Origin of the sequence: Pedobacter sp. HMWF019, from assembly GCF_003061025.1 — a bacterium.
GTDB lineage: Bacteria > Bacteroidota > Bacteroidia > Sphingobacteriales > Sphingobacteriaceae > Pedobacter.
The window spans coordinates 1-5,249 of the sequence record NZ_QAIL01000375.1; the positions used below are offsets into that span (position 1 = coordinate 1).

General features: G+C 36.7%; 5 protein-coding genes. 4 read left to right on the top strand and 1 reads right to left on the bottom strand.

What is annotated here, in order from left to right; translation table 11 throughout:
• From DBR11_RS20660 to DBR11_RS20675, 4 genes are all read left to right on the top strand, one after another.
• A partial coding sequence (locus DBR11_RS20660; protein WP_108554518.1) for a DUF5686 family protein occupies positions 1 to 2,016 on the top strand: 2,016 nt, incomplete at its 5' end.
• An 18-nt stretch (positions 2,017 to 2,034) separates the two neighbouring features.
• Positions 2,035 to 3,330 (top strand): DUF4833 domain-containing protein, encoded by a 1,296-nt coding sequence (locus DBR11_RS20665; RefSeq protein WP_108554519.1) that lies wholly within the window; start codon positions 2,035 to 2,037, stop codon positions 3,328 to 3,330.
• 92 nt (positions 3,331 to 3,422) lie between these two features.
• The gene (locus DBR11_RS20670) at positions 3,423 to 4,052 is read left to right on the top strand and encodes a sterol desaturase family protein (protein ID WP_108554520.1); all 630 of its coding nucleotides are present in this window, start codon (positions 3,423 to 3,425) and stop codon (positions 4,050 to 4,052) included.
• Positions 4,045 to 4,983: a phosphatase PAP2 family protein gene (locus tag DBR11_RS20675; RefSeq protein ID WP_108554521.1), complete on the top strand. Its 939-nt coding sequence runs from the start codon at positions 4,045 to 4,047 to the stop codon at positions 4,981 to 4,983. Before DBR11_RS20670 ends, DBR11_RS20675 begins: the two co-directional genes overlap by 8 nt.
• Positions 4,984 to 4,992: 9 nt before the next feature.
• Here DBR11_RS20675 and DBR11_RS20680 read toward each other — a convergent pair whose 3' ends face one another.
• Positions 4,993 to 5,211 carry a YtxH domain-containing protein gene (locus DBR11_RS20680; protein ID WP_108554522.1) on the bottom strand — a complete coding sequence of 73 codons (219 nt, stop codon included), beginning with the start codon at positions 5,209 to 5,211 and terminating at the stop codon, positions 4,993 to 4,995.
• Between the last annotated feature and the right edge of the window lie 38 nt (positions 5,212 to 5,249).

Sequence of the window (5,249 nt, forward strand, 5' to 3'; positions counted from 1 at the left end):
ATGTTTGAAGAACAGGATTCTACAAAAATTGGAGGAAAGAATTTATTGCCGATATATATAGAAGAGAAAATATCGCAAAATTATTATAACAAAAATCCGGAAAAGAATAAAACTATTGTCTTGGGTGATAAGCATGTTGATTATAATACCCCGCTTATCGATACTAAAGGTATGAGTCAGTATTTTGAGCGGATGTATGCGCATGTAGATATTTATGATAACAACATTTCTTTATTAAGTAATGAGTTTTTAAGTCCTATAGCAGGCTCTTCGCCAACTTTCTATAAATTCTTTATTACGGATACCATTAAAACTCATAATCCTCAGTTGATCGAATTGTCTTTTATTCCAAGAAATAATACGGATATTTTGTTTGAAGGCAAGATCTATATTACTATGGATGGAAGATATGCAGTACAGGATGCTTTTTTAACTGTGAATAAAAACATCAACCTCAACTTCGTGAGGGCTATGGAGGTAAAACTGGATTTCGATAAGGCACCGGATGATAGATATTATCTGAGTAGGACAAGGCTCCTTATGGACTTTGGAGTTAACAAAAATAAAGGAGGTGGGTTTACGGGGGAGCGCACTGTTACTGTGAAGGATTTTCAGATTAATCAAAAACAACCGGAGAGTGTATTTCAGGGCGGGAAAATGGTGATTGCTCCCGAAGCAGAAAAAAGAAGTGAGCAGTTCTGGGTTGAAAACAGGGCAGATACTTTGTCTCCTTCTGATTTAAAAATTTATAAGAATATAGATACATTGTCGAGAATGAGTTCTTTTAAAAAGACAATGGATATTGCAACTTTATTTTTTGCTGGATATAAGGATTTTGGGCCTTTTGAAGTAGGTCCTGTAAATACATTTTACAGTTTTAACAGTACGGAGGGCTTAAGATTGCGTTTGGGAGGCCGTACGACACCTGCTTTGAGTAAAAGGTACTATTTTGAAACCTATGGAGCCTATGGGTTTAAAGATGAGAAATGGAAGTACTTTTTAAGTGGTACATACTCGCTTAATAATAAATCTATTTACGCGTTTCCTCAGCAATATATAAGAGGAAGTTTCCAGAGAGACACCAAGATCCCCGGACAGGAACTGCAATTTGTTCAGGAAGATAACTTTTTACTTTCTTTCAAACGTGGGGAGAACAATATGCTTTTGTATAATGATTTTTACAAGGTCGAGTACATGAGTGAGTTTGAAAATCACTTTTCTTATAATGTTTCTTTTCGCAAATGGACGCAAAGACCAGGAGGTGATCTTTATTTTAATAACCTGGTTGGGAATCAGTTGAATTCGATTGATCATATCAATACTTCAGAAATTAGCGTAGCGCTGCGTTATGCGCCAAATGAGAAATTTTATCAGGGAAAGATTTATCGGACACCTATATTCGACCGGTATCCGATCTTCAATCTGCGGTACACTGCTGGTTTAAAAGGCGTTTTTGCGGGAGAATATAACTACCAGAATCTTGCTGGAAGTATAGATAAACGCTTTTATCTGTCTCAATTGGGCTATTCGGATGTGACAGTAGAAGGTGGTTATATCTTTGGAAAAGTACCTTTTCCGTTATTAACCATTCATCGTGCCAACCAGACTTATGCCTACCAGTTGAATTCATATAACTTGATGAACTTCCTCGAATTTGTAAGTGATCATTATGCCAGTTTAAATATTGATCATAATTTTAACGGATTCTTTTTAAATAAAATACCTTTGTTGAAGAAACTGAAGTTAAGAGAAATTGTTTCCTTTAAAATACTGTATGGAGGACTAAGGGATGAAAACAATCCAGCGATTGATAAATCCTTATTACAATTTCCTGTAAATTCGGCTGGAGTTCCAACTACGTATTCACTAAATAAGGATCCGTATATGGAAGGAAGTGTTGGCTTGGGTAATATCTTTAAATTGCTTAGAGTTGATCTGGTAAAGAGATTCAGTTATCTGGAGCATCCTGTGGTATCTACCTGGGGTGTGCGTGCAAGGGTGAAATTTGATTTTTAATATAAAAGACTAGACTAAATGGCTGCTATAACATTAAGAGATCGTCTTCAACAGGGAATTTATGTGGTCATAAATCCTTTTGTGAAAGGTCTGATACGCATCGGGCTGACGCCTAATGCGGTTACAACAATTGGCTTAATACTCAATATTGGTGTTGCCGTAATATTTATTTTTGGTGCAGAGAGAAGCAACCGTGGTGATCTTTCCTTTGTAGGATGGGGCGGTGCACTTGTACTTTTTGCTGGTTTATTTGACATGCTTGATGGTCAGGTAGCGAGGCTTGGCAATATGAGCTCTACTTTTGGTGCTTTATACGATTCTGTTCTGGATCGTTATAGTGAATTAATTATGTTTCTGGGAATCTGCTATTACCTGGTTTCCCATCATTATTTTTTAAGCTCGCTGTTTGCGTTTATCGCTTTGATGGGGTCTATGATGGTGAGTTATACCAGAGCGAGGGCAGAAGGTTTGGGCGTAGAGTGTAAAGGTGGCCTTATGCAAAGACCTGAACGCGTAATCACTATTGGTGTTGTGGCCATTGCTTGTGGAATTACAGGACATTTTATTGGTGGTGATTATAAGATCTACGTACCTGGAATACCTTTTCATGTTTTTGAGACGATGTCTATTTTTACTATTCCTATTACGATTATGGCGTTTATGACCAATATTACGGCCGTAAATCGTTTAAGAGAGGCAAAAAAGGCTTTGAATCAAAAAGATGAGGAAAGACGTACTGCTTTTAAAGGTGGAAAGACGCTTGTTATTGCAGGTTTGTTAATTGCTTCTGCTCTGGGGAGTAGTTCTGTAGCCATGGCGCAAACAGATAAAAGTGATCCTTCACCTATTAAATTCCCTACTCCAAAAGGTATCGCTAATCAGTTGTTCTATCTGCAGCGTGATCCTAATACAAATACCATTGTTTGCGAATTGAATGTGGACGCAAAGGGTCAATTGGTTAAGGATGATCCCATTAAGGTATACTGGGTTCGTTATCAGGATAATGGTGAGAAAAAGGACTTAAATTATATTCAGCGTAAATTTGCTTATGGCATTCATGTAGAAGCCATAGGGAATGATGAATATAAGCTTAACTTTGTTTCTTATAAGAAATTTCCGATGTATCTGATGAAATCAGAGGAGGATAAAAAGTATCATGTTTATGTAACGGCGAACAATAAGAAGATACGATTGGAAAGGATCTTTGTTCGGATAGACGGAGGTACTTTCTGGGTACCAAATGTGAAGTATGTGGAGTTGAAAGGTACAAATCCTTCAAATGATGCACCTGTAACGGAGCGAATTAAAGTTTAAATATATAAGATGAAAACCAGGTGTGTGTCTGTTTCTGATGATGAAAGGAATGACTACTTTATGGTTCCATCACGATTAAAAATAATATCCTTATGAAAAAGAATTTTGTTTCGAACTCATCTGAGTCTATCAGGATGTTCAAAAGCGGGTTTTTAGAAAGTTTATCGAAAGTTAGTTTTTATGTGCCACTTATTGTATATGTACCGGTAATATTATATTTATGTTGGAAATCCTTATTTGAACTTCAGATGGGATGGCTAAATTTTATTGGATATCTACTGCTTGGTCTGTTTGTCTGGACATTTACAGAATATATACTTCATCGGTTTGTATTTCACTTTTATCCAAAATCTGAATGGGGAAAGAAAATACACTTCATTTTTCATGGTGTGCATCATGATTATCCTAATGATGCCAAACGACTGGTTATGCCTCCATCAGCAAGTATACCTCTGGCTCTGGCTTTCTATTATTTGTTTTTATATATTTTGCCTGCCGGAACAAACGATGCGTTTTTTATTGGTTTTATAGGGGGATACCTGGTTTATGATATGACACATTATGCGCTTCACCATGCGAATTTTAAAAATGGGTTCTGGAAAAAGTTGAAACAGCACCACATGTTGCACCATTATTCTGATTCAACAAAGGGATATGGTGTAAGTTCTGACATTTGGGACAGGGTATTGGGATCCAATTTTTTAAAGAAAAAGGATGCCTAAAGATTTACCTGTTAAGCTGCCACTTTTTACAAGTAAGAATATCATTAGGACTTCACTGATCTCTATAGCTTATTTATTACTCTCCAGTTTTTTAATCGGATTTAAATCAAATCAGGTCATTCTTGTTTTGATCTTTAATAGTTGCTTTTATGCTTCCATGGTAACCCGGAAGTTTATTCTGGGCTTTTCTATATTTATCGTGTATTGGATTATTTTCGATTATATGAAAGCTTTTCCAAACTACCTTTATCATAGTGTAAGTATAGAGCATCTTTATCGTTTGGAAAAAAGCATATTTGGGATTCATTTTAATGGAAGGGTGCTTACTCCAAATGAATATTGGTTAATGAATAGCAAGCCAGTAATGGACGTCATTGGAGGCTTTTTTTACCTGATGTGGATTCCGGTCCCTTTGGCCTTTGCAGCTTATTTATTTTTCCGGGACAGAAGGCAATTCCTGTTATTTTCTTTAACTTTTGTGCTGGTAAATCTTTTGGGTTTTGTGATCTATTATCTTTATCCTGCTGCACCGCCCTGGTATGTACAGCTGCATGGTTTCAAATTTATAGCTCATACTCCTGGAAATACTGCAGGACTGGCCAGGTTTGACAAATTTTTTAATGCAGCAATCTTTAAGTCAATTTACAGTAATGGCTCCAATGTATTTGCAGCGATGCCTTCTCTGCATTCCTCTTATCCTGTTATTGTTCTGTATTATGGACTGAAAAACCGACTTGGGTTGATGAATATCTTGTTTGCTATTGTAATGCTTGGTATATGGTTTACAGCAGTTTATACCAGTCACCATTATGTTCTTGACGTTCTTGCTGGTATACTTTGTGCAGCGACGGGAATAACACTTTTTAACTGGTTGTTGAGTAATACAAAGCTTAGGATATGGATAGATCAGATGTGTCTAAGGATTGCCTAGTACAGGAGATTAAATGTGTTCCACATGGTCTTCAAAATCTTCGTCGTTTTCTGACCTGAACCTGTTCTGTTTATGATGGTTATAACTTTGAGCGAACTTATTTGAAGGACTACTTGACAAGTCAGACTGCCGCTTTATTCGTTGATTGGATTTGAGCAGTAGCCCTAGCGCTGCTCCTGCAGAAAGGCCGATTAGCAGACCTATTAATACATTTGAATTTTTATTCATAAAAGATCATTTATTGGCTTATTAACCTTGCTGAGGCT